Below are 26,179 nucleotides of genomic sequence, written 5' to 3'. Positions count from 1 at the left end.
CTGTGTGAAAGTGCCGGGCTCCCGTTGGCAGGGAGCCCGGCACCGTCATGCCCGGCGCACTCCGTCGGCGATGTCCCGCAGCGCCGCCATGGCGCGGCGCAGCAGGCCGGGGCCGAACGTGACGCGGGTCGCGCCGAGTCCGCCCAGCTCGCGCGGGGAGGGACCGTCCGGCGTCGCGAGGACGTTGAGCGGTCCCTCGATGCCCGCCCGCAGGACCGGGACCGCCTCGGGCGGCGCGAGGATCGGGTAGACGCAGTCCGCGCCCGCCGCCAGGTACAGGCGGGCCCGCTCGACGGCCCGTTCCGGGTCGGCGACACCGCGGACGAACGTGTCGACGCGCGCGTTGATCACCAGCCGGTCGCCCGCCGCATCCCGCACCCGCGCCAGCCAGTCGGCCTGCTCGTGCGGGTCCCGGAGGACGCTCGCGGAGCCCTCGCCCGGGCAGGAGTCCTCCAGGTTGCAGCCGACGGCGCCCGCTTCGAGGAGCCGGTCGACCAACTCCTTGGCGGTCAGGCCGTATCCGGTCTCGGCGTCCATCGACACCGGGACGGAGACGGCGCGGGCGATCCGGCCCACCGCCTCGAACATCAGCTTCGGCGGGACCTGCCCGTCCTCGTACCCGAGGGCGAGCGCGATGCCGGCGCTGGGCGTGGCCAGCGCCTCGTACCCCGCCTCCTCGAAGACGCGGGCACTCGCGGCGTCCCACGGTCCGGGCAGGACCAGCGGGTCGTCGGGCGCGCGGCCGTGGTGGAGGGCGCGCAGGGTCCGTGCGGGGCTCACCATGCCGGGCCTCCGGGCGCGATGCGGCGGCTGACCATCAGGCGGTTCCAGCTGTTGATGACGGTGATCACGCCGAGGAGGTGGGCGAGTCCGGCTTCAGTGAAGTGCTCGGCGGCCTTCGCGTACACCTCGTCCGGCACGAAGCCCTCGGTGAGGACGGTGACGGCCTCGGTGAGCGCGAGGGCGGCGCGTTCGCGGGCGCTGAACAGATCGCCCGCTTCCTCCCAGGCGTTCAGGAGCGCGATGCGCTTCGGGGTCTCGCCGTGCTCCAGGGCGACGTCCGCGTGCATGTCGAGGCAGAAGGCGCAGGCGTTGATCTGCGAGGCCCGCATCATCACGAGCTCCGCGAGCACCGGGTCGTCAAGGCCCTTCTTCGCGGCGGCGCCCAACGCGCTCATCGCGCTCACGACGCCGGGGTCCAGGTGCGTGGTGCGAGGGGTCACTTGTTGCCCTCGGCCTTGTAGTGGCCCGGCACCATCCGCGTGCTGACGCCGAAGCGGTTCCACGCGTTGATGACGGTGATCGCGGCGATGAGCTGGGTCAGCTCCGCCTCGTCGAAGTGCTCGGCGGCCTTCGCGTACACCTCGTCCGGCACGAAACCGTCGGTGAGCACGGTGATGGCCTCGGTCAGTTCGATCGCGGCGATCTCCTTCGCCGTGTAGAAGTGCCGCGACTCCTCCCAGGCGCTGAGCTGGATGATCCGCTCGACGCTCTCGCCCGCCGCGAGGGCGTCCTTGGAGTGCATGTCGAGGCAGAACGCGCAGTGGTTGAGCTGCGAGGCGCGGATCTTGACGAGTTCGTGGACGACGGGGTCGAGGCCCTTACGGGCGGCCGTGTCGAGCTTGATCATGGCCTTGAAGACCTCGGGGGCGTGCTGGGCCCAGTCGAGGCGGGGGGTGTGCTCGTGGACGTGGGGTGCGGAGGGAGTGCTCATGGTGTCGACCGTACGCGCGGAGTAGCCCACGGGTATGGTCCATTTCCATGGGAGATACGTGGGCCAATCTGGGCGTCGACCTGCATCTGGAGACGGGCGGCTCCGTGTCCCGCCACGGCGTCCGCAAGGGCCTGACGGACGCGCTGCGGGAGGCGGTACGCGGCGGCCGTCTCGCCCCCGGCACCCGCCTGCCCTCCTCCCGCTCCCTCGCCGTCGACCTCGGCATCGCGCGGAACACGGTCGCCGACGCGTACGCCGATCTGGTCGCCGAGGGCTGGCTCACCGCCCGCCAGGGTTCGGGCACGCGCGTCGCGGAGCGCGTCGTGCCGCCACCGGTGCGGCCCGCGCCGCCCCGCAGGCAGGGCGGGGCGCCGACGTACGACCTCACCCCCGGCTCGCCGGACCTCGCGTCGTTCCCGCGCGCGGAGTGGCTCAAGGCGGCCCGGCGCGCGCTGGCGGCGGCTCCGCACGGCGCCCTCGGGTACGCGGACCCGCGCGGCCGCGCCGAGCTGCGCACCGCGCTCGCCGAGTACCTCGCACGGGCGCGGGGCGTGCACGCCGACCCCGATCGCATCGTCGTCACCGCCGGGTTCGTGCACGCTCTCGCGGTCATGGGGCGGGTGCTGCGGGCGCGCGGGGAGCGGGAGGTGGCCGTCGAGTCGTACGGCCTCGACCTCCACTGGAACCTGCTGCACCACGCGGGCCTGCGCACGGTGCCGCTCGCCTTCGACGCCCTGGGCACCGATGTCTCCGGCCTCGGTCCCGGCTCCTGCTCGGCGAAGGCGGTGCTGCTCACCCCCGCGCACCAGTTCCCGATGGGCGTGCCGCTCCACCCCGACCGGCGCGCCGCCGCGGTCGACTGGGCGCGGCGCGCGGGCGGGGTGATCATCGAGGACGACTACGACGGTGAGTTCCGCTACGACCGGCAGCCGGTCGGCGCGCTCCAGGGCCTCGACCCCGAGCACGTGATCTACCTCGGCACGGCGAGCAAGTCCCTCGCCCCCGGCCTGCGGCTCGGCTGGATGGTGCTGCCGTCCGGCCTGCGGGACGAGGTCCTCGCCGAGAAGGAGGCCACGGGCGCGTCCTGCGGCGCGCTCGACCAGCTGACGCTCGCGGAGTTCCTCACGTCGGGGGCGTACGACCGCCATGTCCGTGCCGCACGGCTGCGGTACCGGCGCCGCAGGGACCAGTTGGTGGAGGCGGTGGCGGGGCGGGCGCCCGAGGTGCGTGCGACCGGCATCGCGGCGGGGCTGCACGCGGTGCTCGAACTGCCGCGGGGCACCGAGCAGTCCATCGTCCAGGCCGCCAATTGGGAGCGGCTCGCGGTCCACGGCCTGAGCCGCTACCGCCACCCGCTCTCGACGGCGCCGACGCGGGACGCGCTGGTGGTGGGGTACGGGACGCCGACGGAGCATGCGTGGGCGGGGGCGTTGGGGGCGTTGGGCCGGGTGCTGCCGTAAGGGGGCCGGATTCAGCCCCTCCGGCGTTTGAGGAGCGGGGTCCGAGGCGGGGCGAAGGGCGGCGCGCAGACGCCGGACAGTGCTACCCCCGCTGCTCCAGTGAAGCGTCCGCCGCCTCGCCGAAGCGGGCCAGCGCCAACGCCCCGGCGACCGCCACCGCGAATCCCAGGACCGCCAGCCACCCCAACCCGTCCCGCGTGCGGTCGCCCAGCCAGACCACGCCCACCAGTGCCGGACCGATCGTCTCGCCGATCACCATGCCCGCCGTCGCCGTGGTCACCGACCCGCGCTGGAGGGCCGACGTGAGCAGCAGGAACGCCGCGCCTCCACCCACCAGCAGCGCGTACGTCGCCGGATTGGCGAGCAGCGCGCCCGGCGACACGTCGTCGATGAGCCGCACGGTCACCTCGACGACCCCGAACCCGCACCCCGCCCCGAGGCCGAGCGCCAGCGCCCGCCCCCGGTCGGGGAGCCGCCCCGCGACGGCGCCGAGCACCAGCACGGCGACGGCGATGCCGAGCATCACCCACCGCAGAGCCGTCGACCCGACGCGGTCGCCCTCGTCGCCGGAGGCGAGCCCCAGCATGGCGAGCCCCGCGCAGACGACGCCCACCGCGCCCCACTCGACGCCGCTCAGCCGCACCCGCAGCAGCCGCGCCGCGACCACCGCCGTGACGGCGAGACTCGCGGCGAGCGCCGCGCCCACCGCGTAGATCGGGACGGAGCGCAGCGCCACGATCTGCAGCAGGAAGCCGAGTCCGTCGAGGGCGAGCCCCGCGACGTACCGCCACTGGCGCACGGCGCGCAGCAGCAGCGCCGGGTCGACGCCGGAGCCGGTGCCGGGCGCGGTGGAGCGCGTGGCGACCGCCTGGAGGACCGAGGCCGTACCGAAGCAGACCGCTGAGCCGAGTGCGCAAATCATCCCAAGAGACACGAAGTGACTGTAGAGGAAGGTGAGTCAAAGGAGACCCAAGGGACATCCGGTGCAGGCGGCTGGCACGGTTCACGGTGGCTTACCTACGCTGACCGCCGAACATGTACAGAGCAAGCCGTGCACAGAGCGCGGCAACGGGGGATCGCATGACGAAGAAACAACCGCGAAGGCTGCGTTCGAGCACCGTCGCACTCGGCGGCATGGGCGTCCTCGCGGCGGCCCTGACCTCCTGCGGCTCGGACCCGGACCGGCGCTGCGTGGACCGGGACAGCTACGACTACGTCAACGGGTACCGCGTGGTCAGCGACAGCACATGCAAGTCCGGCACATCGGGTTCCTCCGGGAAGTCCCGCAAGAGCCCCTACGGCACCGGCAAGACGTCGGGCCGTGTGGATCCCGCCTGGTACTACGACGCCGACGTCGAAGGGCGCTACGCCGATAACGGCACCTTCAGCCGCAGCGAGGCCGTGGACCGGGACGGCTTCGGCTGCTCGGGCAGCGGCAGTGGCGGCGGCTGAGCGCCGTACGCCATGGAACGCCGCACCATAGACCCCCGTCCCGGCTGGCAGCGGACCGTCGAGGACCAGGGGCTCATCTACCCCCTCACGCGCTACCCCGACGACACCCTGCGCCCCTACTGGGACGAGAGCGCCTACTACGTCTTCTCGCTCCCCGAGGTCGAGGCGCTGGAGGAGGTCGTCGAGGAACTGCACGCGATGTGCCTGGCCGCCGCCGCGCACATCGTCGAGCACGACCGCCTCGCCGACCTGGGCATCACGGACCCGGACGTCGCGTCCGCCGTCACGGAGGCCTGGCACCGCCGAGCCGAACTCCCGTCCCTCTACGGCCGCTTCGACCTCCGCTACGACGGCGGGGGCGGCCCGGCCAAGATGCTGGAGTACAACGCCGACACCCCCACATCCCTGGTGGAGGCGGCGAGCCCGCAGTGGTTCTGGATGGAGGAACGCTTCCCCGGCGCCGACCAGTGGAACTCCCTCCACGAGCGCCTGGTCGACGCCTGGAAGAGGCAGGCCCCACTCCTCCCGCCCGGCAGCCCGCTGTACTTCGCGCACTCCGCCGCCGACGAGCTCGGCGAGGACCTGATGACGGTCGCGTACCTGCGGGAGACGGCGGAACAGGCGGGCCTCGCCACGGACTCCATCTCCATGGAGGACATCGGCTGGGACCGTCTCTCGCGCCGCTTCGTCGACAAGAAGCTCCGCTTCATGCGCAGCTGCTTCAAGCTCTACCCGTGGGAGTGGCTGACCACGGACCGCTTCGCACCGCACGTCCTGGAGACCCTGGACAACGGCGGCGGCACGGGTTCCACGCTGTGGATCGAGCCCGCCTGGAAGATGCTCCTCTCCAACAAGGCGCTGCTAGCCGTGTTGTGGGAGCTGTACCCGGGCCATCCGAACCTGTTGCCCGCGTATCTGGACGGCCCTCGCGAGCTGGCGGGGTCCGGCGGGTACGTGGCCAAGCCGCTGCTCGGGCGCGAGGGCGCGGGGGTGACGGTGCACGAGCCGGGTTCCGCGCCCGTGCTCCGCGAAGAGCGCTGCTGCTACCAGGAGCTGGCGCCCCTCCCCGACTTCGACGGCAACCGGGTCGTGCTCGGCGCGTGGGTCGTGGAGGACGAGGCGGCCGGGCTCGGCATCAGGGAGTCGTCGGGCCTGATCACGGACGAGTACGCGCGGTTCGTCCCCCACGTCATTCTTTGACCCACGCACGATCCACGTATCGATGCGCCCATCGCAGCACCAGGAAGCACATGAGCATGCACAGCAACACCCAGTACCGCCGTCGTCTCGGCCTCGCCGCCGTCGCCACCCTCACCGCCGTCTCCCTGGCGGCGTGCGGCGGCTCCGGCAAGAAGAGCGGTTCCGGCGGCTCCGACAAGGGCTCATCCGGGGCCTCCGGGTCGACCGAGGCGCCGAAGAACCTGAAGCTGGGCCAGGCCGGCCCGGTGCAGGAGATCACCAAGTACGACAAGACCGGCAAGTTTTCGCTCACTCCGACGAAGGTCACCCTCGGCGAGCCGGAGGACCTCGACGAGCTGGACGACAAGAAGAAGTACAAGGACCTCAAGGTCGCCTGGATCTATGTGAAGGCCCAGCACGTGGGCGGCTCCGCGGTGAAGCAGCCGATCGTGATGAGCGACGTGAGCGGCGAGACGTCCAAGGGACAGCCCGCGACGAAGTTCCTCCTGATCGGCGACCTCTCCAGCCGCCCCGCGGACTGCCGCGGCAACGACGCGGCGAAGAGCCTGGAGGGCGACGACATCTGGAAGAAGGGCGAGACGCGCACGGTGTGCGAGCCGTACCTGATCCCGGCCGACGCCACGCTGAAGGCGGTGACGTACTCGCAGGGCTACTACAAGGCGCCGATCAAGTGGGCGGTGCGGTAGGCACGCTCGTCCGTGCGCCCGCCCCCGGTCAGGCCGCCCCGCCCGCGATCCTGACCAGCATCTTGCCGGTGTTGGCGCCGCGCAGGACGCCCAGGAACGCATCCGGTGCCTTCTCGATGCCCTCGACCACCGTCTGCTCCGTGCGCAGGGTGCCGTCGGCCAGCAGCGGGGCCGCGCGGCCGATCCACTCCGGGAACAGGTCGAGGTGGCTGGTGACGAGCATGCCGCGCAGGGTCGCCTCCTGCTTGGCGGCGTGGAAGAGGTTGTCGGGGCCGGGCGGCGTCGTCGTCGAGTTGTACGTGCTGATCGCGCCGACCAGCGCGATGCGACCGCCCGGACGGATCGCCCCGATCGCGGCCCGGAGGTGGTCGCCGCCGACCGAGTCGAGGTAGACGTCCACGCCGTCGGGCGCGGCCTGCGCGAGCTGTTCGGACAGTGCGCCCTCGCGGTAGTCGATGGCGGCGTCGTACCCGAAGGTGTCGAGGAGCTTCTTCGTCTTCGCCGGGCCGCCCGCCGAGCCGATCACCCGGGACGCGCCGAGCTCACGGGCGATCTGCCCCGCGACGCTGCCGACCGCGCCGGCCGCCGCCGACACGAAGACGACGTCGCCCTCGCGGACCGGGGCGGTACGGGTCAGCGCCGCGTACGCCGTCAGGCCCGTCGTGCCGAGCGGGCCGAGGTAGGCGGCGGCCGGGGCGAGGGTGGTGTCGATCACGGTCGCGGCCGCCGCGTCCAGGACCGCGTACTCCCGCCATCCCAGGAAGTGCGAGACGGTCGCCCCCACCGGGACCTCGGGCGCGTTCGACGCGACGACCTCGCCGACCGCGCTGCCGTCCAGCGGGGCGCCGAGCTCGAACGGCGGGATGTAGGACGGCACGTCGTCCATGCGGCCCCTCATGTACGGGTCGACCGACATCCACGTGTTGCGGACGACTATCCGCCCCTCGCCGGGCTGCTCGGACACGTCCGTGGTGACCAACTCGAAGTCGGCGGCGGTCGGTTCACCGACGGGGCGGGCGGCGAGGCGGATTTCGCGGGAGACGGTCATGGTGACTCCTTGGAGTGCGAGTGTTCCCGTGACCGCCGGGTCGCGATCACGAGTACACCGTGCCGGGGGCCGCGCACGGAACGCTGACGGTCCACGCACGGACCGCCGTCAGCGCGGATCGAACCCCGAATTAACGTGACCCCATGCGATTCGAGGTGCTGGGCCCCCTGACCGTGCGCACGGATAACGGGGAAGTCGTGCCCGCCCCGGAGCCGAAGGTGCGCGCGCTGCTCGCCGCGCTTCTGGTGCGGGTGGGCCGGCCGGTGCCGGTGGACACGCTCGTCGACGACCTGTGGGGCGGCCACGACCGCCTGCCGTCTTCACCCGCCAACTCCCTCCAGACGAAGGTCTCCCAGCTGCGTCGATCGCTGGAGTCGGCCGAACCCGGCGGCCGCGGACTCGTGGCGTACGGCCCCGCCGGGTACGAGATGCGCGTACCGCCAAGGGACGTGGACGCCGTGCGCTTCGAGACGCTGACTTCGCGCGCGTACGCGGAGAGCGACGCGGGAACGAAGGCGTCCCTCCTGACCGAGGCGCTGGAGCTGTGGCGCGGCCCCGCGTACGCCGACTTCCGCGACGTCGACTTCACGCGCGCGGCGATCTCCCACCTGGAGGAGCAGCGCCTCACCGCGCGGGAAGCGCTGACCGAACTGCGCCTCGCACGCGGTGAACACGCGGTGCTGGCCGATGAGTTGGCGCCCCTTGTCGCGCGCGAGCCGCTCCGTGAACGCCTGCGCGCCGCCCACCTCCGCGCCCTCTACGGCTCCGGCCGGGTGGCCGAGGCCCTGGACTCGTACCGCGAACTGCGCCTGCACCTCGCCGAGGAGCTGGGCATCGACCCGAGCCCCGAACTCACGTCGCTGCACGAGGCGATGCTGCGCCAGGAGGTGGACTCGGGGAGGAACGTGGGTGCGGCGGCGGTGGCCGTTCCGGAGCTCGTCCCGGCACCCGGTCCGGAGCTCGCCCCGGTCATCCAGATCCACCCCCTCACCAACCTCCCCGCCCAGGTCACCGACCTCATCGGCCGCGACCGAGAGGTCGCCCGCATACGCGACCTCGTCGGCGCCGGACGCCTGGTCACGCTCACGGGCCCCGGCGGCGTGGGCAAGACACGCCTCGCCCTGGAAGTGGCGGCGGGCCTGACGGCGGACTTCCCCGACGGCGTCCGACTCGCCGAACTCGCCGGTACGCGGGACGAGGTGACCGCCACGGTGGCGGCAGCACTGGGCATTCGCGACGACGCGCCGGGGGAGCGGGAGGAGCCAAGAGAGCCTGGGGAGTCAGGAGAGCCGGATGCGGCGGGGGGCGGCAGCGAGGACGGCGCTCCCTCGGACCAGGCGGCGGCAGCCGACCGGCTCGGCCGGGCCCTCGCCGGGCGTCGGCTCCTCCTCGTCCTCGACAACTGCGAACACGTCCTCGGGCCCGCCGCCGACCTGACCGCCCACCTCCTCCGCAGCGCCCCGCATCTGCGCATCCTCGCCACCAGCCAGGAACCTCTCGCCCTGACCGGCGAGACGTTGGAAGCCGTCGCCCCGCTCGGCGACGAGGACGCGCCACGGCTCTTCGCCGCCCGCGCCGCGGCCGCCGCGCCCGGCTTCGCCCTGGACGACGGGAACCGCGAGGCCGTCGCTCTCATCTGCCGCCGCCTGGACGGCATACCGCTCGCCGTCGAACTCGCCGCGACCCGCGTGCGCGCCCTCGGCGTGCACGCCCTCGCCGACCGTCTGCACGACCGCTTCCGCCTCCTGAACCAGGTACGCCGCGACGCCCCGGCCCGCCAGCGCACCCTGCGCGCGATGATCGACTGGAGCTGGGAACTCCTCACAGGGCCGGAACAGCGGACCCTGCGCCGCCTCGCGGTCTTCGGCGGCGGCTGCACGCTGGAGAGCGCGGAGGCGGTACTCGCCGCGCCCGAGGACGACGAGACTCTCGACATCCTCGACCTGGTGACACGCCTCGTGGACCGTTCCCTCCTCGTACCGGACACGACCGGTACCGCCGACACGACCGGTACCGCCGACAGGTCCGGCGCCACCGACACGACCGGCGTCACCCACACCCCCGAGCCGCCCCGCTACCGCATGCTCGAATCCGTCACCGCCTACAGCCTCGAACGCCTCGACGAAGCCGCCGAGACCACCGCGACCCGCCGCCGGCACGCCCTCCACTTCGCCGCCTTCGCCGAACGCGCGTCCGCGGCCCTGCGCGGCCCCGACCAGCGGATCTGGCTGCGCCGCCTGGACCGGGACGCCGTGAACCTCCGCGCCGCCCTCGACTGGTCGGTCACCGACTCCGACGCACCCACCGCACTACGCCTCGTCAACGCCCTGACCTGGTACTGGTTCCTCCGCGGCCGACTCCGCGAAGCCATGCGCTCCCTCGACCGCGCCCTGAGCCCGAACCCCGCGCCGCACGCATCACGGGACGGCGGACTCACCTCGGCCCGCACCGCCGCGGCCTCCGCACACGCCGCCTTCGCCCTCCTGGCCGGCGAGGACGCGTGCGCGGACGGCGGCACGTGCGAGCGCGCGGAGACCACGCCCGCCGACGCCCGTTCCCGCTGGCTGCTCGCTTTCGCACGGTGCGGCTTCGACCACACACCGCGCGAGGCCGCACGGGTCGACGCGCTCCTCGCCGAGTTCCGCGACGCGGGCGACCGCTGGGGCGAGGCGGCCACACTCTCCACCCGGGCCACCCGCGCCCTCTACCGCGGCGACCTCCCCGCCTTGCGCCGCGACGCCGCCCGCAGCCTTGACCTCTTCGTCGAACTGGGGGACGGGTGGGGGCAGTTGCAGGCGACGGAACAGCTCGGCATCCTCGCCGAGATCGCCGCCGACTACGACGAAGCAGCCCGGCTCCAACGCGACGGCGCGCGCAGCGCCGAGGAACTCCAACTCTGGACCGACCTCTCCTTCCGCCTCTCCCGCCTCGGCCGCCTCGCGCTCCTCACCGGCGACGACCCCGCCGCCACCGCCTTCCACGAACGCGCCGCCCGCCTCGCCGCCGAGCAGTCCCACCGTCCCGCCCAGCAGTTCGCCGAGACGGGACTCGCCCTCGGCGCCCGCCACCGCGGCGACCTCGACACCGCCGAGAAACTCCTCCTGCCCTGGCTCGACTTCAACCGCCGCTTCGGCGTCGACTCCGGCACGGCACTGATCCTGGCCCAGCTCGGCTACGTCGCCGAACAGCGCGGAGACGCCGCCCGCGCGGAGAAACTCCACCGCGAAGGCCTCGCCGTGGCCCGCACGACAGGCGACGAACGCGCGGTGGCCCTGGCCCTGGAAGGCCTCGCCGCCGCCCGCTCCCTCGTCGGCGACCACCCGCACGCCGCACGCCTCCTCGGCACCGCCGCCCGCATCCGCGACGCCGAAGGCGCACCCCTGCCACCCGCGGAACGCACGGACACGACCCGCGCCGAACACCGCATCCGCCGGGCCCTGGACGACATCGCCTTCAAGGAGGCATACGCCCAGGAGGCCCGAGCGTGAGCCCCCACGGCGTCAGCGGTGGCGGCACAACGCCCTGTCCACGACCTTGTCGACGTGCGTCATGACCGCCTTGTCCGTCGGCTGCATCGTCACGGCGACATTGACCGCACGCCGCCCGTCCTCCGTGACCCCGCCCCGCGTCTCGTACCCCGGGTAGCTCCCGCCGTGCCCCCAGTACAGGCCGCCGCAGGACAGCGGCCTGCTCACGATCCCCAGCCCGTACCGGGCGCCCTTGCCGAAGTAGTCGGCGGCGACCGTCGTACGCATCTGGTCGAGCTGGGGTTCCGGCAGGAGGCGGCCCGGCGTGAGCAGCGCGGCGTAGAACCGGTTGACGTCGGAGTTGGTGGAGATCAACTGTCCCGCCGCCCAGGTCCACGAGGGGTCGAGCTCCGTGATGTCCCGCAGCGGCGCACCCGGAGCCTCCTGGAGATACCCCTTGGGGTGGGGTTCGCGGATCGTCGCGTCCCGGGGCGCGGGGAAGTAGGTGTGGCGCAGCCCGAGCCGCTTGATGATCCGCCGGTCGATCTCCTCGGCGATGGAGTGCCGCGTGACCTTCTCGACGATCAGCCCGGCCAGTACGTAGTTCGTGTTGCTGTACGCCCAGTCCTCCCCGGGATCGAACTCCGACTCGTACTCCAGCGCGATGTCCAGCAGCTCGCGGGGCTCGTAGTAGCGGGGCCGCAGATCGCCCTTCGTGTAGTTGGGCAGCCCGCTCGTCTGTTGCAGGATCTGCCGGACCTTGATCTTCCGGCCGTCGATCCCGTGCCCGCGCACGACCCCCGGGAGATACGTGTCCACCGTGTCGTCGAGGCGGATCCTCCCCTCGGCGACCAGTTGCAGCACGACCACCGCCGTGAACGCCTTCGTGTTGCTGCCGATCCGCACCTGCCCGTCCCTGGGCACGGCGGCGCCGGTGGCCAGATCGCCGACCCCGGCCGTGTACGTACGCCCGCGCCCGCCCGGCTCCTTGACGCTCGCCAGCGCCGCGGGCAAGCCGTCCGCGCGCACCAGTGCGTCCAGCCCTCGCTGGACGGTGTCCGTCGTACGGGCCCCCGACGCGCCGAACACCGCGGACGCTCCGGGTGTCTCGGCCGCCCCGGACACCGCGGCCGCCTCGGACACTGCGGGCGTTACCAGCACACCCACCGCCATGATGCCCACGGCTACCGCCGCTGCCGACACCGCTCCGCGCCGTCGCGCCCTCCGCCTCACTTGCTCACGCACTGGTCGACTCCTGTGGAAATGCGGGGAACCCGGCGCTTCCCGCCGGCCCCCAACACTTCCGGAGGCGGTCGGCCGGGACGATCCGGCCAACCGCCCACTCCCGGTGGGGAAAACCCCCGACACAGGCCCTAGCTCAGCACCGCCCGCAGCTGACCGAGGCCCCAGTCCAGATCCTCCTTGCTGATCACCAGCGGGGGAGCGATACGGATCGTCGACCCATGGGTGTCCTTGACCAGCACCCCCCTCTCCATCAGCTTCTCCGAGATCTCCCGTCCCGTGCCGTACGACGGCGCGATGTCGACGCCCGCCCACAGCCCGCGACCCCGCACCTCGGTCACCGCCCCCGTGCCGGCCAACAGCGCCAGCTCGGCGTGGAGATGCTCGCCCAGCTCCGTGGCCCGCTGCTGGAACTCGCCCGTCGACAGCATGTCGACCACCTCCAGCGCCACCGCGCACGCCAGCGGGTTGCCGCCGAACGTCGAGCCGTGCTCACCCGGCTTGAACACGCCGAGCACATCGGCGTCGGCCACCACCGCCGACACCGGCACGACCCCGCCCCCGAGCGCCTTGCCCAGCAGATACACGTCCGGCACCACGCCCTCGTGCTCGCACGCGAACGTACGCCCCGTCCTGCCCAGGCCCGACTGGATCTCGTCCGCGATGAACAGGACCCCCCGCTCGCGGGTCAACTCCCGCACCCCGGGCAGGTATCCGGCCGGCGGCACCAGCACCCCGGCCTCGCCCTGGATGGGCTCGATCAGCACGGCGACGGTGTCCTCGGTGACCGCGGCCCGCAACGCCTCCAGGTCGCCGTACGGCACGATCTCGAAGCCCGGCGTGTACGGCCCGTAGTCCGCCCGCGCCTCCTCGTCCGTGGAGAAGCTGATGACGGTCGTCGTTCTGCCGTGGAAGTTGCCGGCCGCCACCACGATCTTCGCCCGGCCGTCCGGCACTCCCTTGACCTGGTACCCCCACTTCCGCGCGGTCTTCACGGCCGTCTCGACGGCCTCCGCGCCGGTGTTCATCGGCAGCACCATCTCCTTGCCGCAGAGCTCCGCGAGGCGCGTACAGAACTCGGCGAACCGGTCGTGGTGGAACGCCCGCGAGGTCAGCGTCACCCGGTCCAGCTGCGCCTTCGCGGCATCGATCAGGCGGCGGTTGCCGTGCCCGAAGTTGAGCGCGGAGTACCCGGCGAGCATGTCGAGATAGCGCCGCCCCTCGACGTCGGTCATCCAGGCCCCGTCGGCCGAGGAGACCACGATGGGCAGCGGATGGTAGTTGTGCGCGCTGTGCGCCTCGGCCGAGGCGATGTACCGCTCGCCGGCCGTCCGGGAGCTGGTCGTGGCGGAAGATGACGTAGCGGAAGATGACGTACTCGACACGGGGTCTCCGTTCGTCCTGCGGCTGGGGGCGGGTGTGGCGCCCAATTCCTATCGTCGCTCGCATCGCGGACGAAGAAACCTGCCGGATCGGCGTGCCCGCTAGGGTGGCCCTGACAGCACGGTGACTGGCGCACGGGGAACCGACCCCGATGAAGCCGTGCGAGGCACAACCCTCTTCGAGGTGCCGACCGCCTGGGCACCCCGGGACCACGACCGGACACTGACCGCTCGCCCCGGAGGACGCCATGACTTCCCCTTCCCCTGCCGCCCAGCACCACCCCGCCCTCGCCGCCGAGGACCCCGAACTCGCCGCCCTCGTCGGCGCCGAGGAGCAGCTCCAGGCCGACACCCTGCGGCTGATCCCCAGCGAGAACTACGTCTCCACCGCGGTGCTCGAAGCGTCGGGCACCGTCCTGCAGAACAAGTACAGCGAGGGCTATCCCGGCCGCCGCTACTACGAGGGCCAGCAGAACATCGACCCGGTGGAGCGTCTGGCCATCGCTCGTGCCAAGGCCGTCTTCGGCGTCGAGCACGCCAACGTCCAGCCCTACTCCGGCTCCCCGGCCAACCTCGCCGTCTACCTCGCCTTCGCCGAGCCCGGCGACACCGTGATGGGCATGGCCCTGCCGATGGGCGGCCACCTCACCCACGGCTGGGGCGTCTCCGCCACCGGCAAGTGGTTCCGGGGCGTGCAGTACGGCGTCCGTCACGACACGGGCCGCATCGACCTCGACGAGGTCCGTGACATCGCCCTCAAGGAACGCCCCAAGCTGATCTTCTGCGGTGGCACCGCCCTCCCTCGCACCATCGACTTCGCCGCCTTCGCCGAGATCGCCCACGAGGCCGGCGCCGTCCTGGTGGCCGACATCGCGCACATCGCCGGTCTGATCGCGGGCGGCGCCCACCCCTCACCGGTGCCGCACGCCGACGTGATCTCCACGACGACCCACAAGACCCTGCGCGGCCCGCGCGGCGCGATGCTCATGTCCCGCGAGGAACACGCCAAGGCCATCGACAAGGCCGTCTTCCCCGGTCTGCAGGGCGGCCCGCACAACCAGACCACCGCCGCCATCGCCGTCGCCCTCCACGAGGCGGCCCGGCCCTCCTTCCGCGACTACGCCCACGCGATCGTCGACAACGCCAAGGCCCTCGCCGACGCCCTGCTCGCCCGCGGCTTCGACCTGGTCTCCGGAGGCACCGACAACCACCTGATCCTGATGGACCTCACCTCCAGGGACGTCCCCGGCAAGATCGCCGCGAAAGCCCTCGACCGCGCCGGGATCGTCGTCAACCACAACACCGTCCCGTTCGACCCGAGGAAGCCCTTCGACCCCTCGGGCGTCCGTATCGGCACCCCCTCCCTCACCTCCCGCGGACTCCGTACCGAGCACATGGCGACCGTCGCCGAATGGATCGACCGCGGTGTCGCGGCCGCCCGCACCAGGGACGAGGGCGCCCTGACGAAGATCAGGTCCGAGGTCGCCGACCTGATGGCCGCGCACCCGGCCCCGGGCCTGCCGGCCGCCTGACCCGGCGCAGGACGGGCCGCCGCTCCCGCCCGGCACCGCGCGGGAGCGGCGGCCCGTCGCTCACAGGTCCCGCAGCTCCTGCCGGGGCCCCGGGTCGTCCGGTCGCCGCCGCCACGCCGACACCGCCGCCCAGCGTCCGGCCACCGGACCCCGCAGCAGCAGCGCGGCCACCGCGCCGACGCCCGCGCCCGGTATCGCCCACCACCAGTCCGTGCTCCCACCTCCCGGCCCGCTGCCCCCCACGGCCGCCGGCGGCGCGTCCCCGTCCCCGCTCGTCCCGGAGCCGGCGGGCTCCGGCGCCACCTGAGACTGCGGCGCGATCCCGGGGCCGCCCCGATCCGACGCCTTGCCGAGGAGCCCCAGCTCCTCGAACAGCGACAGCACCCGCTGCGGCTCCTCGGCCCGGTGCCAGTCGCCGTTCAACGACTCCATCTCCGTCGACCTGTGCACCCAGACGTCCGCGTCCTTCTTCTTGCCGGACAGCGGCGCATAGACCCGGTCGAACCGCCACGGCATCACATCGTGCGCCATCCACGTGACATTGATCTGACGGCTGCCCCGAGCCACGTCGAGCCCCGGCGGCTCCTCGCCCGCCTTCCTGCCGGAGGCGGAGGGCGCGAGCCGGCTCTCCAGTTCGGCGTACTCCTCGTCGCTGTAGTACAACGATGCGCTTTCCGTGCTCTCCGGTGATACCAGCAGCACGCTCGTCGGCCCACCGGCCGCCGCCTGCGGTGCCGCGAGCACCACCAACGCCGCCGTCACGCCCAGCCCTGCCGCCGCCCCGCGCAGTCCCCTCGACGTCCGCATGTCCCGCCCCCAGCCGTCCGCCGACGCGGCCCCTCCGCGCCGGTTCACTTCCGGTACACCGCCCGAGGCTCTCAGGTTCCCGATTCGGCCGACCCCACATGAATCGGCTGATGTGTGGCGGCTCACGATCGTCGGCCATGAGACGGGGAACACAGTGCGTCTCGGTTCCCACCCGTCACACACCTGTTTCCGAGCTATGAGAGTCACCTGAGAGAATGGGCACCATGGCCTCTGAACGACCTCGTGTGCTCTCCGGAATCCAGCCCACCGCCGGCTCGTTCCACCTCGGCAATTACCTCGGTGCGGTCCGCCAGTGGGTGGCGCTGCAGGAGTCCCACGACGCCTTCTACATGGTGGTGGACCTGCACGCGATCACGATCCCGCAGGACCCCGCCGAGCTGCGCGCCAACACCCGGCTCGCCGCCGCCCAGCTGCTCGCCGCAGGCCTCGACCCGGAGCGCTGCACGCTCTTCGTCCAGAGCCACGTCCCCGAGCACGCCCAGCTCGCCTGGGTGATGAACTGCCTCACCGGATTCGGCGAGGCCTCCCGCATGACGCAGTTCAAGGACAAGTCCGCCAAGCAGGGCGCCGACCGCGCCTCCGTCGGCCTCTTCACGTACCCGGTCCTGCAGGTCGCGGACATCCTGCTCTACCAGGCCAACGAGGTCCCGGTCGGCGAGGACCAGCGCCAGCACATCGAGCTCACCCGTGACCTCGCGGAGCGTTTCAACGGCCGTTTCGGTGAGACGTTCACCGTGCCGTCGGCGTACATCCTCAAGGAGACGGCGAAGATCTACGACCTCCAGGACCCGTCGATCAAGATGAGCAAGTCGGCATCCACGCCGAAGGGCCTGATCAACCTGCTCGACGAGCCCAAGGCCACCGCCAAGAAGGTCAAGAGCGCCGTCACGGACACCGGCACGGAGATCCGCTACGACGTGGCGGAGAAGCCCGGCGTCAGCAACCTCCTCAGCATCTACTCCACGCTCACGGGCACCGGTATCGCCGAACTGGAGCAGAAGTACACCGGCAAGGGCTACGGTGCGCTGAAGACCGACCTCGCCGAGGTCATGGTCGAGTTCGTGACCCCCTTCCGGGACCGCACGCAGCAGTACCTGGACGACCCGGAGACGCTCGACTCGATCCTGGCCAAGGGCGCGGAGAAGGCGCGTGCCGTCGCCGCCGAGACCCTCGCGCAGGCGTACGACAAGGTGGGCTTCCTGCCCGCCAAGCACTGAGTCACCGCACCGAGCACGACAACAACCGCATCGCGCTGCCCGCCGGGCTGCGCCCCTGCCCATCGACACGACGACAGGAGTACGACGTGGGGACCGTAACGATCGGCGTTTCGATCGCGGTCCCGGAGCCTCACGGCAGCCTGCTCCAGGAGCGGCGTGCGGGCTTCGGGGACCCCGCGGCGTACGGCATCCCCACGCACGTGACCCTGCTGCCGCCCACCGAGGTGGATGCGTCGGCGCTGCCCGCGGTCGAGGCGCATCTCCTCTCGGTCGCGGCGGCCGGCCGGCCCTTCCCGATGCGCCTCTCCGGAACGGGCACTTTCCGTCCGCTGTCCCCTGTGGTCTATGTACAGGTGGTGGCGGGCGGGTCGGCCTGTTCCTGGCTGCAGGAGCGGGTGCGGGACGCGTCCGGGCCGATGGCACGCGAACTGCAGTTCCCCTATCACCCGCACGTCACCGTGGCGCACGGCATCTCCGAAGAGGCCATGGACCGTGCGTACGAGGAGCTATCGGAGTACGAGGCCGAGTGGCCCTGCACCGGGTTCGCCCTGTACGAGCAGGGTGCCGACGGCGTCTGGCGGAAGCTGCGCGACTTCGCTTTCGGCGGCACCGTGGTGCCCCCTCAGGCCTCCGCCCCGGCGGCACGGGGTACGCTGCCCGCTCGCTGACCGGGGTGCCCCGGCCGATCGTGCTGGGGGGACCATGCGCAACGCGGCGGCGGCCGTCGCCGTACTCGCTTTCCTGGCGGTCGGCTGCGGGACGCACCAGTCCGGCGGGGACGCGGACGGCAGGACCGGCAAGCCCCGCGCGGCAGGGCTCTCCTGGGCGTACGAGCGCATCGACGAGCGGGACGGCGAACTGATCGACGGGGCCGCGCGGGCTCCCGACGACATCTGGGCCCTGGGCGGCGACGACGTCGGCGACGGGCGGCTCACGCGGGGACATCTGCTGCACTTCGACGGCAAGAAGTGGGCACGTGAGCCGATGCCGGTCGACGGCGACCCGCACCTCTCGCGGCTCGATTCGCTGGGGTCGGCGGGCATCCGGCTGAGCACCGTGGACAAGAGCGGAGCCGAGGAGAAGCGGCGGTACGCACTCTGGGACGGTGCCCGGTGGACGCCCCTGGGCGGCGCCACGGCCGCGGAAGGGCTGTCCGGTGACGCCCCGCGCGGACAGCTCACGGACGTCGAGGTCATCACTCAGGAGGACGTGTGGGTGCTCCAGGGAGACGGCGGGGTGACGCACTGGGACGGCAGCCGGTGGACGGTGACGCCGATGCCTGCCAAGGTCGTCGCCCTCGCGGGTTCGGCCTCCGACGACGTGTGGGCGGTCGGCTCCCGTACGGAGGGCCCCGGCATCGGCGGCCGGGGCGGTGAGGTGAGGCAGCCCGCCGCGATGCACTACGACGGGAAGAACTGGTCGCTGACCAGGACACCCACGTACCGCTTCCCCGATCCTGTGCCACCCGGGCCGTACGCGGAGTTCACCGGGATCGACGTCGCCTCGAAAACGCACGTCCGTGCTCACGGAGGGCACTCCTACAAGGGCTACGACGGCGAAGAGGTCCGTGATCCCGAGTCGGAGGCCGTCGAGCTGAGTTGGGACGGCACCCGCTGGAAGGACTCCGCCCCCTTGCCCGGAGCGTGCGCCCACCGCAACCCCGTGGCCCGGGACGGTGACCGCGGCTTCTTCATGAACGGCAACTGGCACCTGACCACCGACGGCACCTGCACCAAGATCAAGAAGCGGCGGCTGCCGGAGGGGCAGGGCGCGCGCCCGGAATCCGAGCAGCAGCTCTGGCTCAAGAAGATCGTCGCGGTGCCGGGCACGGACAAGGTGCTCGGGTTCGGAGCGGTCGACGTCCTGCAGAGCGGCGCCGCCCCGCACCGGGCCGTCGTCGTCTCCCTGAGACGCTCCTGAGGCGGTCCTGAGGCGCTAGAGGGGCAGTCGGCGGAACACCGGCCTCGGCGCATGCCGCAGCGCCGACATGACCAGCCGGAGCGCTCCCGGCACCCACACCGTCTCCGAGCGCCGTCGCAGTCCCGTCTCGATGGCCGCGGCCACCGCGTCCGGGGTGGTCGCCATGGGGGCCTCCTCCAGGCCCGCCGTCATCTTCGAGCGCACGAAGCCGGGGCGGACGACCATCACGTGCACCCCCGTGCCGTGCAGCGCGTCGCCGAGGCCCTGCGCGAACGCGTCCAGTCCGGCCTTGCTTGAGCCGTAGATGAAGTTCGAGCGGCGTGCCCGCTCGCCCGCCACCGAGGAGAGGACGACCAGGGAGCCGTGCCCCTGGGACTGAAGCGCCCGCGCGCAGACCAGGCCGGCCGAGACCGCGCCCGTGTAGTTGGTCTGGGCGACGCGCACGGCCGCGAGGGGCTCGTCCTCGTCGCGTGCCTGGTCGCCGAGGACGCCGAAGGCGAGGAGCACCATGTCGATGTCGCCCTCGGTGAAGATCTTGCCGAGGGACTCCTCGTGGGACTCGGGGTCGAGCGCGTCGAACGCGACGGTCTTCACGTCCGCGCCCATGTCGCGCAGCCCCGCGGCGGCCTTCTCCAGAGCGGGCGACGGGCGTCCGGCGAGCCAGACGGTGCGGGTGCGGCGGGCGACGAGGCGCCGCGCGGTGGCGAGGCCGATCTCCGAGGTGCCGCCGAGGACGAGCAGGGACTGGGGGGTGCCGAAGGCGTCTTTCATGTCTACCGGTCTCCTATGGGGCTCAGAGGGCTCAAGTGGCTCAAGTGGCTCAGAGGGCTCAGAGGGCTCAGAGGGCGAGGCGGCGGGAGAGGTCCGAGCGGAAGACGCCGCGCGGGTCGAGCTCGGCCCGCAGGGCGCGGAAGTCGTCGAGCCGCGGATACATCGCGGTGAGCATCTCGGGGCGCAGGCGCGAGTCCTTGGCGAGGTAGACGCGGCCGTCGGCCCCGGCCACCTCCTCGTCGAGCTCGTCGAGGAACACGCCGAGCCCGGGGAGGTTCGCCGGGATGTCGAGCGCGAGGGTCCAGCCGGGCATCGGGAAGGAGAGCCAGCCCGGATCGCCCTCTCCGAAGCGCTTCAGTACGGCGAGGAAGGACGGGCAGCCGCGCTCCGAGATGCGCCGCACGATGTGGCGCAGGGCCTCCTCCTTGCCGTATCCGACGACGAATTGGTACTGCACGAAGCCGCTGCGGCCGTAGATGCGGTTCCAGTGGGGGACCCCGTCCAGCGGGTGGAAGAACGTGGAGATCTTCTGCAGCTCGCCGGTGCGGGAGCGGGGTGCCTTGCGGTACCACAGCTCGTTGAAGAGGCCCACCGACGCCTTGCCGAGCAGCCCTTCCGGGAGGAACGAGGGCGCGGCGGGCAACTGTCCGGGGCGGAACGCCAGAGGGGCTCTACGCGCGCGTGCCCGCTCCGGAAGTGCGTCCAGAGGGGCGTGGTCGCCGCGGGTCAGGACCGAGCGGCCCATGGCCGCGCCGCGCGCGAGGAGGTCGATCCAGGCGACCGAGTAGCGGTAACGGTGGTCGGTCGCGGTGAGGCGGGCCATCAAGTCGTCGAGGTCCGCCGCCCGTTCCGTGTCGACCGCCATCAAGGAGGTCTCCACGGGGAGGAGTTGCACGGTCGCCGAGAGGATGACGCCGGTCAGGCCCATGCCTCCGGCCGTCGCGTCGAACAGTGCGCTGCCGGGCTCGACCGTACGGACCGTGCCGTCGGCGGTGAGCACGTCCATCGCGAGGACGTGGCGTGAGAAGGACCCCGAGACGTGGTGGTTCTTGCCGTGGATGTCGGCGCCGATGGCCCCGCCGACCGTCACGTAACGGGTCCCGGGCGTCACCGGCACGAACCAGCCGAGGGGGAGCAGGACTTCCATCAGGTGGTGCAGCGAGACGCCCGCGTCGCAGACGACGGTGGCCGCGGGGGCACCGGTGTCCGACGTCCGCGTGGTGTCGATGACCCGGATCCGGTCGAGGCCCGTCATGTCGAACACGGCGCCGCCCGCGTTCTGCGCCGCGTCTCCGTAGGCACGCCCCAGGCCGCGCGCGATGGCTCCGCGCTCCCCGCACTCGCGCACGGCGGCCGCGGCCTCCTCGTGGGTCCGGGGTCTCACCAGCCAGGCGGTCGTCGGCGCGGTGCGGCCCCAGCCCGAGACGGACACGGCGGGCGACGTCGGGGCCGAGGCGTGGGTACGGGAATCGGCGGGGGAGTCGGCAGGCATACCTGTGACCGTATCGCCCATACTCGGGCAATTCACTCAAACACATCCCGGCTCTCACCGAAATGGGTGATTGAGCGAGTGTCATCCAAGATTGACGTAATTATTGGGATGTTGCCTAGAAGAGTCGAGATGACCGGCTACCGAATGCTCTCGAATGTCTTCGAAATAGAGGCGACATGCACGACATGGACCACCGGTTGCTGTCGGCCCTGCGCGACTGCGGCAGCGACGCGCGCGTGGCGGCCGCCGCCCGCGCCCTGTCCCGCACCGGCGAGCACGGCGCACTCTGGATCGTCGCCGGCCTGGCGGGCGCCGCCGTCGACCGGGAGCGCCGCGGCGCCTGGCTGCGCGGCACGGCCCTCACCGCCGCCGCCCACCTGGCCAGCATGGGCGTCAAACGCGTCGTGCGCCGCCCGCGCCCCGCCGCCCTCGGCGGCATCGAACCCCTCGTGCGCACCGCCGGCCGGCACTCCTTCCCCAGCTCGCACGCCACGTCCGCCGCCGCGGCCGTCGTCGCCTACGGCGCGCTGCGCCCCGTCGGAGCCCACCTTCTGCCGCCGCTGGCCGCCGCGATGTGCGTCTCCCGGATGGTCGTCGGCGTCCACTACCCCTCGGACGTGGCCGCGGGCGCGGCGCTGGGCGCGCTCACCGCGCGCGCGGGCGCGGCCTGGATGAACGGAGGCCGCATCGATGCCTGAACCCGTCTCCACGGTCCTCGAACGGCCCGGACCGCCCCGCGCGCCGCGCCAGGGCGCCGTCGGCCTGCCACTCGGCCTCCTGAAGACCGCACGCCCCCGCCAGTGGGTGAAGAACGTCCTCGTCGTCGCCGCCCCCGCGGCCGCGGGCGAGCTCTTCTCGCGGCACGCCGTCACGCAAGTCGCGATCGTCTTCACGCTGTTCACCGCCGCCGCGTCCGCCGTCTATCTGATCAACGACGCCCGCGACGCCGACGCCGACCGCGCGCACCCGACCAAGTGCCGCAGACCGGTCGCCTGCGGGCAGGTGCCGGTGCCCGTCGCCTACGCCGTGGGAGGGCTCCTCGCCGTCCTCGCGCCGACGGCCGCCACGATCCTGTGCACGCCCCTCACCGCGGCGCTCCTGGCCGCGTACGTCGGCATGCAACTCGCCTACTGCATCAGCCTCAAGCACGTCCTCGTCGTAGACCTCACCATCGTCACGACCGGCTTCCTGATGCGCGCCATGATCGGCGGCCTCGCGCTCGACATCCCGCTGTCGCGCTGGTTCCTGATCACCACGGGCTTCTGCGCCCTCTTCATGGTCTCCGCCAAGCGCTACTCCGAAGCCGTCCAGATGTCCGCGAGCTCGGAGAAACTGGGCGCCACGCGCGCGTTGCTCACCGAATACACCACCGGGTACCTGCGCTTCGTGTGGCAGCTGGCCGCGGGCGTCGCCGTCCTCGCGTACTGCCTGTGGGCGATGGAGGAGGGCGGCACCGCCGACGGCGGCTCCCTGCCCTGGCGCCAGCTCTCCATGGCCGCGTTCATCCTCGCCATCCTGCGCTACGCCGTCTTCGCCGACCGGGGCACCGCGGGAGAGCCCGAGGACGTCGTCCTGCGGGACAGGGCGCTCGCCGTGATCGGTCTGGTGTGGCTCGCCATGTACGGGCTCGCGGTCGCGGACTGGTGAGTCGCGAACAGCCGAGTCCGACCGCCCTGCCCGCACGGCTGCGCGCGCTCGGGCCCGAACTGCTCGGCTTCGCCGCCGCGGGGATCTGCGCGTACGCCGCCGACCTCGGTCTCTTCATCTGGCTCCGCGGACCCGTCGGCCTGGACCCGCTCACCGCCAAATCCCTCTCCTTCGTGGCGGGCTGTTCCGTGGCGTACGTCGGCAACGCCCTCGGCACCTACCGCGGGAAGGCCGCGGAGATCTCGCGGCTGCGCCAGTACGCGGTGTTCTTCGCCGTCAACATCGCGGGCGCCCTCGTCCAACTGCTGTGCATCGCCGTGTCCCACTACGGACTCGGTTTCACCTCACAGCGCGCGGACACCGTTTCGGGCGCCGGCATCGGTATGGCACTCGCCACTGTTCTGCGCTTCTGGGGTACCCGGACCTTGGTTTTCCGCGGGGCGGGCAGGACAACAGGCAGGACACCAGGCACGGAGGCGTCATGGACTGGCTGAAGAAACTTCCCGGCATCGGGCCGCTCGTCACGAAGGGCATGCGCACGCACGCGTGGCAGTCCTACGAACGGCTCGACGAGGTGCACTGGACACGCCTCGCGGCCGCCATGACGTTCATCAGTTTCCTCGCGCTCTTCCCGCTGCTCACCGTGGCGGCCGCGATCGCCGCGGCGACGCTCTCGAAGAAGCAGCAGGCCACGCTGGAGAGCAAGATCTCCGAGCAGGTCCCCGGCATCTCCGACCAGCTGAACCTGGACGCCCTCGTCGAGAACGCGGGCACCGTGGGCCTCGTCGCGGGTGCCCTGCTGCTCTTCACCGGCATCGGCTGGGTCGGCTCGATGCGGGAGTGCCTGCGGGCCGTCTGGGAGCTGCCGGACGACGAGGAGAACCCCGTCCTGCGCAAGGTCAAGGACGCGGGCGTGCTGTTCGGGCTCGGCGGCGCGGGGCTCGCGTCGTTCGCCGCGTCCGCGCTCGCGTCGACCGCCGTCGGCCGGACCGCCGACCTGTTCGGCATCGACGAGCAGGGCTGGGGCGCGGTGCTGCTCCAGGTCGTCGCGTTCGCCATCGCCGTCCTCGCGGACTTCCTGCTGCTGCTCTACGTGTTGACGCTGTTGCCCGGCGTCCAGCCGGACCGGCGCCGGCTGATCACCGCCGCGCTGATCGGCGCGGCCGGTTTCGAGCTGCTCAAGCTGCTGCTCGGCGGCTACATGAAGGGCGTCGCCGCGAAGAACATGTACGGCGCCTTCGGAGTGCCCGTCGCGCTCCTCCTGTGGATCAACTTCACGGCGAAGCTGCTGCTGTTCTGCGCGGCGTGGACGGCGACGCACAGCGCGTCGCGTACGGAGAAGGACGAGGCGGCCTCAGAAGAGACCGCCTCCACAACCACACTCTCCGAAGAGACCGCTCCCGCAACCGCACCCTCCGAAGAGACCCCCTCCGAAGGTGCCCCCTCCGAAGGTGCCCCCTCCGAAGGTGCCCCCGGAGCCACCGTCTACGGAGACGACCGGCGACCTCAGTCCTGAGGCGTACGCCGACCCGCCTGGCCCGGCAGCGGCAGTCGTCGCCGGATCACGAAGGCGCCGCCCGCGAGCACCACGAGCACGCCGCCCGTGATCGCGAGCGCGGTGCCCATGCCGCTGCCCCCGCTGTCGGTGGAGTGCGCGGCCTTCTCCGCGTCCGTGCCCGCGCCGCCGCTGCCCGGGGCACCCTTGCCCGCGCCGCCCGTGGCACCCTTCGGAGCGACCAGCTGACCCACGGGGTCAACCTTGCCCGCGGCCTTGAAGCCCCAGTCGAAGAGGCTGGCGGTCTCCTTGTAGACCGCGTGGGCCTCGCCCGAGGAGGGGTTCATCACGGTGACGAGGAGGACCTTGCCGTCGCGTTCGGCAACACCGGTGAAGGTGTTTCCCGCGTTCGAGGTGTAGCCGTTCTTGACGCCCGCGATGCCCTTGTACGCGCTGATGCCGGGCGCGCCGGTGAGCAGCCGGTTGGTGTTCTGGATCTCGAAGGTGCCGCGCTTCTTCTTGCCCTTGTCCTTGCCCTTCTCGATCTTCTTGGTCTCTCCGGGGAACTGGGCCGTGGCCGTGGAGCAGTACTCGCGGAAGTCCTTCTTCTGCAGCCCCGAGCGGGCGAACAGCGACAGGTCGTACGCGGAGGAGACCTGCCCCTTGGCGTCGTAGCCGTCCGGGGAGACCACGTGCGTGTCGAGGGCCTGGAGCTCCTCGGCGTGCTTCTGCATGTCCTTGACGGTCTTCGGGACACCGTCGTTCATCGCGGACAGGACGTGCACCGCGTCGTTGCCCGACTTCAGGAAGACGCCGAGCCACAGGTCGTGGACGCTGTACGTCTCGTTCTCCTTGATGCCCACCATGCTGCTGCCCGCGCCGATGCCCGCCAGGTCGGAGAGCGTGACCTTGTGCTCCTGCGACTTGGGGAACTTCGGCAGGACCGTGTCGGCGAAGAGCATCTTCAGGGTGCTCGCCGGAGGCAGCCGCCAGTGGGCGTTGTGCGAGGCCATGACCTCGCCCGTCTCGGCGTCCGAGACGATCCAGGAACGCCCCGAGAGGTCCTTCGGCAGCACCGGCGCACCCGGCTTGAGCTTCACCTGGGTGCCCGCCTCGCCGAGCTGCGCACCGCCCACGGTGGACATCTTGGAGGGCGGCTTCGGTTGGCCGTCGTCGTCTTTGGGCTTTCCGTCCGCGAGCGCGGGCGCCGCGGTCGACATGGTCAGCAATGCGGCGGAAGCGACCAACATGGCGGTCTTTTTTACGGCAGGCACGGACGAGAACGTACAGGGCGGCGCTGTGTAAGTCGCTTCCGAGGTCGACTGTGTCCCCTCGTCCCCACCCCGGCGGCGGTGCGGCAGGGAGGCTCGCGATACTGAACGTATGAAGCTCAGCCGCCCTGTCTCCTGGTTCCTGCTCGCCTTCGGGGTGTGGAGCTGGTTCATCTGGATCACTTTCGTCAAGAACCTGTGGAAGGACGGCAGCGGGCTCGCCTTCGACGACGCGGACAACCCGACCGGGTACTTCTGGGTGCACCTGACGCTTGCCGTTGTCTCCTTTGTCTTGGGGACGGTGGTAGGCACCATCGGGTTCCGTGGAGTCCGTGCTCTGCGCAGAACGTCATAG

General features: G+C 71.9%; 25 protein-coding genes and 1 riboswitch. Of the genes, 14 read left to right on the top strand and 11 right to left on the bottom strand.

Annotated features, from left to right (window positions below; genetic code table 11):
* Positions 1-45: 45 nt before the first annotated feature.
* From DEJ48_RS15230 to DEJ48_RS15220, 3 genes are read right to left on the bottom strand one after another with little or no spacing between them, the layout of a single operon-like run.
* Positions 46-783, bottom strand: coding sequence for an isocitrate lyase/phosphoenolpyruvate mutase family protein (locus tag DEJ48_RS15230; RefSeq protein ID WP_150216637.1), 738 nt, complete (start codon positions 781-783; stop codon positions 46-48).
* Entirely contained in the window at positions 777-1,223 is a 447-nt protein-coding gene (locus DEJ48_RS15225; protein WP_150216636.1) for a carboxymuconolactone decarboxylase family protein, read from the bottom strand. Before DEJ48_RS15225 ends, DEJ48_RS15230 begins: the two co-directional genes overlap by 7 nt.
* Positions 1,220-1,714, bottom strand: a complete 495-nt coding sequence (locus DEJ48_RS15220) for a carboxymuconolactone decarboxylase family protein (protein ID WP_150216635.1) — start codon at positions 1,712-1,714, stop codon at positions 1,220-1,222. The genes DEJ48_RS15225 and DEJ48_RS15220 overlap by 4 nt, the downstream gene beginning before the upstream one ends.
* Before the next feature lie 47 nt (positions 1,715-1,761).
* Between DEJ48_RS15220 and DEJ48_RS15215 the strand changes: the two genes are divergently transcribed.
* Complete coding sequence (locus DEJ48_RS15215; protein WP_150216634.1) at positions 1,762-3,174, top strand: PLP-dependent aminotransferase family protein; 1,413 nt, start codon at positions 1,762-1,764, stop codon at positions 3,172-3,174.
* Positions 3,175-3,256: 82 nt separating this feature from the next.
* Here DEJ48_RS15215 and DEJ48_RS15210 read toward each other — a convergent pair whose 3' ends face one another.
* Positions 3,257-4,096: a hypothetical protein gene (locus DEJ48_RS15210; protein ID WP_150221200.1), complete on the bottom strand. Its 840-nt coding sequence runs from the start codon at positions 4,094-4,096 to the stop codon at positions 3,257-3,259.
* A 158-nt stretch (positions 4,097-4,254) separates the two neighbouring features.
* Here DEJ48_RS15210 and DEJ48_RS15205 point away from each other — a divergent pair, with 158 nt between their 5' ends.
* Genes DEJ48_RS15205 through DEJ48_RS15195 form a run of 3 tightly spaced genes read left to right on the top strand, consistent with a single transcriptional unit; the run spans position 4,255 to position 6,512 of the window.
* Entirely contained in the window at positions 4,255-4,626 is a 372-nt protein-coding gene (locus tag DEJ48_RS15205; protein WP_150216633.1) for a hypothetical protein, read from the top strand.
* A 12-nt stretch (positions 4,627-4,638) separates the two neighbouring features.
* Positions 4,639-5,826 (top strand): glutathionylspermidine synthase family protein, encoded by a 1,188-nt coding sequence (locus DEJ48_RS15200; protein WP_150216632.1) that lies wholly within the window; start codon positions 4,639-4,641, stop codon positions 5,824-5,826.
* Positions 5,827-5,876: 50 nt separating this feature from the next.
* Positions 5,877-6,512: a hypothetical protein gene (locus tag DEJ48_RS15195; RefSeq protein WP_150216631.1), complete on the top strand. Its 636-nt coding sequence runs from the start codon at positions 5,877-5,879 to the stop codon at positions 6,510-6,512.
* Positions 6,513-6,540: 28 nt separating this feature from the next.
* Here DEJ48_RS15195 and DEJ48_RS15190 read toward each other — a convergent pair whose 3' ends face one another.
* Positions 6,541-7,560 carry an NADP-dependent oxidoreductase gene (locus DEJ48_RS15190; protein ID WP_150216630.1) on the bottom strand — a complete coding sequence of 340 codons (1,020 nt, stop codon included), beginning with the start codon at positions 7,558-7,560 and terminating at the stop codon, positions 6,541-6,543.
* Positions 7,561-7,703: 143 nt separating this feature from the next.
* Between DEJ48_RS15190 and DEJ48_RS15185 the strand changes: the two genes are divergently transcribed.
* Complete coding sequence (locus tag DEJ48_RS15185; protein ID WP_223832056.1) at positions 7,704-11,048, top strand: AfsR/SARP family transcriptional regulator; 3,345 nt, start codon at positions 7,704-7,706, stop codon at positions 11,046-11,048.
* 12 nt (positions 11,049-11,060) lie between these two features.
* Here DEJ48_RS15185 and DEJ48_RS15180 read toward each other — a convergent pair whose 3' ends face one another.
* Positions 11,061-12,185 (bottom strand): serine hydrolase domain-containing protein, encoded by a 1,125-nt coding sequence (locus DEJ48_RS15180; protein WP_411757539.1) that lies wholly within the window; start codon positions 12,183-12,185, stop codon positions 11,061-11,063.
* A 215-nt stretch (positions 12,186-12,400) separates the two neighbouring features.
* Positions 12,401-13,582 carry an ornithine--oxo-acid transaminase gene (gene rocD, locus DEJ48_RS15175; RefSeq protein WP_150221197.1) on the bottom strand — a complete coding sequence of 394 codons (1,182 nt, stop codon included), beginning with the start codon at positions 13,580-13,582 and terminating at the stop codon, positions 12,401-12,403.
* A 183-nt stretch (positions 13,583-13,765) separates the two neighbouring features.
* Positions 13,766-13,859, top strand: a riboswitch (ZMP/ZTP riboswitch).
* Between the two features lie 40 nt (positions 13,860-13,899).
* On the opposite strand from rocD, the gene glyA reads away from it, so the two are divergent.
* Positions 13,900-15,183: a serine hydroxymethyltransferase gene (gene glyA, locus DEJ48_RS15170; protein WP_150216629.1), complete on the top strand. Its 1,284-nt coding sequence runs from the start codon at positions 13,900-13,902 to the stop codon at positions 15,181-15,183.
* 60 nt (positions 15,184-15,243) lie between these two features.
* On the opposite strand, the gene DEJ48_RS15165 is transcribed toward glyA, so the two are convergent.
* Positions 15,244-15,990: a hypothetical protein gene (locus tag DEJ48_RS15165; protein WP_150216628.1), complete on the bottom strand. Its 747-nt coding sequence runs from the start codon at positions 15,988-15,990 to the stop codon at positions 15,244-15,246.
* Between the two features lie 224 nt (positions 15,991-16,214).
* Here DEJ48_RS15165 and trpS point away from each other — a divergent pair, with 224 nt between their 5' ends.
* The 3 genes from trpS (at position 16,215) to DEJ48_RS15150 (ending at position 19,148) form a co-directional block, all read left to right on the top strand.
* Positions 16,215-17,228, top strand: coding sequence for a tryptophan--tRNA ligase (gene trpS, locus DEJ48_RS15160; RefSeq protein ID WP_150216627.1), 1,014 nt, complete (start codon positions 16,215-16,217; stop codon positions 17,226-17,228).
* 86 nt (positions 17,229-17,314) lie between these two features.
* Positions 17,315-17,896, top strand: coding sequence for a 2'-5' RNA ligase family protein (locus tag DEJ48_RS15155; protein ID WP_150216626.1), 582 nt, complete (start codon positions 17,315-17,317; stop codon positions 17,894-17,896).
* Between the two features lie 34 nt (positions 17,897-17,930).
* Positions 17,931-19,148: a hypothetical protein gene (locus tag DEJ48_RS15150; protein WP_150216625.1), complete on the top strand. Its 1,218-nt coding sequence runs from the start codon at positions 17,931-17,933 to the stop codon at positions 19,146-19,148.
* Positions 19,149-19,163: 15 nt separating this feature from the next.
* Here DEJ48_RS15150 and DEJ48_RS15145 read toward each other — a convergent pair whose 3' ends face one another.
* Positions 19,164-19,919: a decaprenylphospho-beta-D-erythro-pentofuranosid-2-ulose 2-reductase gene (locus DEJ48_RS15145; RefSeq protein ID WP_150185834.1), complete on the bottom strand. Its 756-nt coding sequence runs from the start codon at positions 19,917-19,919 to the stop codon at positions 19,164-19,166.
* Positions 19,920-19,986: 67 nt separating this feature from the next.
* The gene (locus tag DEJ48_RS15140) at positions 19,987-21,411 is read right to left on the bottom strand and encodes an FAD-binding oxidoreductase (RefSeq protein ID WP_150216624.1); all 1,425 of its coding nucleotides are present in this window, start codon (positions 21,409-21,411) and stop codon (positions 19,987-19,989) included.
* Between the two features lie 176 nt (positions 21,412-21,587).
* Here DEJ48_RS15140 and DEJ48_RS15135 point away from each other — a divergent pair, with 176 nt between their 5' ends.
* The 4 genes from DEJ48_RS15135 to DEJ48_RS15120 are packed head-to-tail and all read left to right on the top strand — an operon-like array spanning position 21,588 to position 24,574.
* The gene (locus DEJ48_RS15135; protein WP_150216623.1) at positions 21,588-22,109 is read left to right on the top strand and encodes a phosphatase PAP2 family protein; all 522 of its coding nucleotides are present in this window, start codon (positions 21,588-21,590) and stop codon (positions 22,107-22,109) included.
* On the top strand, positions 22,102-23,058 hold the full coding sequence (locus DEJ48_RS15130) for a decaprenyl-phosphate phosphoribosyltransferase (protein ID WP_150216622.1): 957 nt from the start codon (positions 22,102-22,104) through the stop codon (positions 23,056-23,058). The genes DEJ48_RS15135 and DEJ48_RS15130 overlap by 8 nt, the downstream gene beginning before the upstream one ends.
* Positions 23,055-23,552 (top strand): GtrA family protein, encoded by a 498-nt coding sequence (locus DEJ48_RS15125; protein WP_223832055.1) that lies wholly within the window; start codon positions 23,055-23,057, stop codon positions 23,550-23,552. Before DEJ48_RS15130 ends, DEJ48_RS15125 begins: the two co-directional genes overlap by 4 nt.
* Positions 23,540-24,574 (top strand): YihY/virulence factor BrkB family protein, encoded by a 1,035-nt coding sequence (locus DEJ48_RS15120; RefSeq protein ID WP_150216621.1) that lies wholly within the window; start codon positions 23,540-23,542, stop codon positions 24,572-24,574. Before DEJ48_RS15125 ends, DEJ48_RS15120 begins: the two co-directional genes overlap by 13 nt.
* On the opposite strand, the gene DEJ48_RS15115 is transcribed toward DEJ48_RS15120, so the two are convergent.
* Positions 24,565-25,803 (bottom strand): D-alanyl-D-alanine carboxypeptidase family protein, encoded by a 1,239-nt coding sequence (locus DEJ48_RS15115; protein WP_362724791.1) that lies wholly within the window; start codon positions 25,801-25,803, stop codon positions 24,565-24,567. The genes DEJ48_RS15120 and DEJ48_RS15115 overlap by 10 nt on opposite strands.
* A gap of 133 nt (positions 25,804-25,936) precedes the next feature.
* On the opposite strand from DEJ48_RS15115, the gene DEJ48_RS40320 reads away from it, so the two are divergent.
* Complete coding sequence (locus DEJ48_RS40320) at positions 25,937-26,179, top strand: SCO4848 family membrane protein (protein WP_055566125.1); 243 nt, start codon at positions 25,937-25,939, stop codon at positions 26,177-26,179.

The organism is Streptomyces venezuelae, assembly GCF_008642315.1.
GTDB lineage: Bacteria > Actinomycetota > Actinomycetes > Streptomycetales > Streptomycetaceae > Streptomyces > Streptomyces venezuelae_D.
Note: the sequence above shows the minus strand (reverse complement) of the source record. Positions and strands in the feature narration are given on the sequence as shown.

Coding starts and splice junctions, on each gene's coding strand:
- DEJ48_RS15230 (WP_150216637.1), bottom strand. CDS start 783: ATGGTGAGCCCCGCACGGACCCTGCGCGCCCTCCACCACGGCCGCGCG.
- DEJ48_RS15220 (WP_150216635.1), bottom strand. CDS start 1,714: ATGAGCACTCCCTCCGCACCCCACGTCCACGAGCACACCCCCCGCCTC.
- DEJ48_RS15215 (WP_150216634.1), top strand. CDS start 1,762: ATGGGAGATACGTGGGCCAATCTGGGCGTCGACCTGCATCTGGAGACG.
- DEJ48_RS15210 (WP_150221200.1), bottom strand. CDS start 4,096: ATGATTTGCGCACTCGGCTCAGCGGTCTGCTTCGGTACGGCCTCGGTC.
- DEJ48_RS15205 (WP_150216633.1), top strand. CDS start 4,255: ATGACGAAGAAACAACCGCGAAGGCTGCGTTCGAGCACCGTCGCACTC.
- DEJ48_RS15200 (WP_150216632.1), top strand. CDS start 4,639: ATGGAACGCCGCACCATAGACCCCCGTCCCGGCTGGCAGCGGACCGTC.
- DEJ48_RS15195 (WP_150216631.1), top strand. CDS start 5,877: ATGAGCATGCACAGCAACACCCAGTACCGCCGTCGTCTCGGCCTCGCC.
- DEJ48_RS15190 (WP_150216630.1), bottom strand. CDS start 7,560: ATGACCGTCTCCCGCGAAATCCGCCTCGCCGCCCGCCCCGTCGGTGAA.
- DEJ48_RS15185 (WP_223832056.1), top strand. CDS start 7,704: ATGCGATTCGAGGTGCTGGGCCCCCTGACCGTGCGCACGGATAACGGG.
- glyA (WP_150216629.1), top strand. CDS start 13,900: ATGACTTCCCCTTCCCCTGCCGCCCAGCACCACCCCGCCCTCGCCGCC.
- DEJ48_RS15165 (WP_150216628.1), bottom strand. CDS start 15,990: ATGCGGACGTCGAGGGGACTGCGCGGGGCGGCGGCAGGGCTGGGCGTG.
- trpS (WP_150216627.1), top strand. CDS start 16,215: ATGGCCTCTGAACGACCTCGTGTGCTCTCCGGAATCCAGCCCACCGCC.
- DEJ48_RS15150 (WP_150216625.1), top strand. CDS start 17,931: ATGCGCAACGCGGCGGCGGCCGTCGCCGTACTCGCTTTCCTGGCGGTC.
- DEJ48_RS15145 (WP_150185834.1), bottom strand. CDS start 19,919: ATGAAAGACGCCTTCGGCACCCCCCAGTCCCTGCTCGTCCTCGGCGGC.
- DEJ48_RS15140 (WP_150216624.1), bottom strand. CDS start 21,411: ATGCCTGCCGACTCCCCCGCCGATTCCCGTACCCACGCCTCGGCCCCG.
- DEJ48_RS15135 (WP_150216623.1), top strand. CDS start 21,588: ATGCACGACATGGACCACCGGTTGCTGTCGGCCCTGCGCGACTGCGGC.
- DEJ48_RS15130 (WP_150216622.1), top strand. CDS start 22,102: ATGCCTGAACCCGTCTCCACGGTCCTCGAACGGCCCGGACCGCCCCGC.
- DEJ48_RS15120 (WP_150216621.1), top strand. CDS start 23,540: ATGGACTGGCTGAAGAAACTTCCCGGCATCGGGCCGCTCGTCACGAAG.
- DEJ48_RS15115 (WP_362724791.1), bottom strand. CDS start 25,803: ATGTTGGTCGCTTCCGCCGCATTGCTGACCATGTCGACCGCGGCGCCC.
- DEJ48_RS40320 (WP_055566125.1), top strand. CDS start 25,937: ATGAAGCTCAGCCGCCCTGTCTCCTGGTTCCTGCTCGCCTTCGGGGTG.